The 1,742-nt window shown below is 60.2% G+C and carries 1 protein-coding gene; it reads right to left on the bottom strand.

What is annotated here, in order from left to right:
- Positions 1-1,416: 1,416 nt before the first annotated feature.
- On the bottom strand, positions 1,417-1,742 hold a 326-nt coding region (locus EVS83_RS15955; RefSeq protein WP_208108778.1), incomplete at its 5' end, for a hypothetical protein.

Genomic DNA, 1,742 nt, shown 5'->3' with positions numbered 1-1,742 from the left:
AAGCGGCGTCGGCTTGGACGAATTGTTAGATGGCGCCACACGGACTTTCAGCAGCGTGCTTTTCCAGTTCAGTGGCACGGCTGGCAAGAGCCTCTGATTGCTTGGCGAGGACAATACGCCAAACGCTTTCCTTAGTAGGAATCTCTAGGCGCAGGGGCTTGTACCCAGTCGCCTCGACCAACGTAGTGAAGTAGTAAGGATTAGATCCCGTAATTCCACCTAGGGAAACACAGCCCGTGGTATCGGCCGTTCCCTCGTACTCGATCGGCGCTGTGCCCCTAAACCTTGCGACGCGGGCGTGAGGAATGCCCACTCCGGTTGAATCCACTATCTGGGCCGTTAGGTGCACGCCGCTGTCACAAGCCGTAAGAGCACTCAGCGCGACAAAGGCACCCGCAAGTTTGCATTTGATAGGGCGAGTGCTTGGCTGCTGCATAGCCATCTAACACCTGAGTTAAGCCGCGCCGCGAAGCGGCGTCGGCTTGGACGAATTGTTAGGCCACTACTTCCCAACTTTAAGTGCAGCCGTGGAAGCGTCGCAATCTACGCGCACCTGCTCCCCGGCAGCGATCTTCACACGAGCGGTAGGAGCGCCGTCCAGGTGCACCCAACCAAGCATGCGGCCGCATGAGTCAGTTGAGCGGTTGCAGCCCGCCTCAATCTCGTAGCGCCCGGGACGCAAGTGCACTGGGCCTGATACCGGCGGCTCTGCGAGATTGAATTCTTTCGTTTCCCCCGTTGCCAATGCAGTAATGGCCCAGAGGGTGACTGCAGGCTCACCAGACTCGCACTGCGACGGAACCAGCGACGCGGTATGTAAGCTTGTGGGCACAGCAGCAAACCGACTTCCGCAGCCGGCGAGAAGGAGGACACCGATTGCTGCGCAGCGCTTCATGTGGCCTAACACCTGAGTTAAGCCGCGCCGCGACGCGGCGTCGGCTTGGACGAATTGTTAGGCCTCAGCGATGGATACGGCCAACCGCCGCTGAAACCTCACTTGCGCTGCCGCCATTTTACAAAGAGCGGATGATGCAGCGGGGGCAGCGGAGGCGGACCTCCGGACGTCCCGGTGCCGCGAGCGAGACGACTGGACGCGGTGCTCTTGGGCCACAAGATACGAAGCACGACAGCTGGCAGGCCCAGTACCACAGCAGCTACGACGGGGATCAGCGCGAGTGCGACTAGCCAAAGCGCGCCACTCATAGCGCCTATACCGAATAGCCACGTCAAGGGCTCACTTTCGCCTACGCGGTGGTAGCCGCGCTGCAGCCATGACACTAACCCCCAAACCAATACCAGGAACAGTGCGAGCGCAGCGGCGACCGCGAATGCCTTCTGGAGTCGCTGTGGTTTCGCCATGAGGCCTAACACCTGAGTTAAGCCGCGCCGCGAAGCGGCGTCGGCTTGGACGAATTGTTAGGCCTCAGCCCGGCGCGCTTTGCGCCACCTGAGACCCGCTAAGCGGACATCTTCACGCGCGGAAAAGTCCGGGATATGTCTTTCACGGTACGCGGGCTCATTGCGCCGAACCCTGTCTGCAAGATCATTCGCAGCGCGCGGCATGCCAACAGCCAAAGCTGCTGCCTCCTCAGAACTGAGCTCAACGTCTATGACGTACGCGGCCACGCCACCGCCAAGAGCGCTGAAGTACTTTCGTGCTTCATCTGCGAGAAGTGTCCAGTTGTAATCCGCTTGCGCGACGATTTCCATCTGAGGCCTAACACCTGAGTTAAGCCGCGCCG

Source organism: Cognatilysobacter terrigena, from assembly GCF_004361065.1.
GTDB lineage: Bacteria > Pseudomonadota > Gammaproteobacteria > Xanthomonadales > Xanthomonadaceae > Cognatilysobacter > Cognatilysobacter terrigena.
The sequence above is the reverse complement of the archived record's forward strand: the minus strand, read 5'-3'. Positions and strand labels throughout refer to the sequence as shown.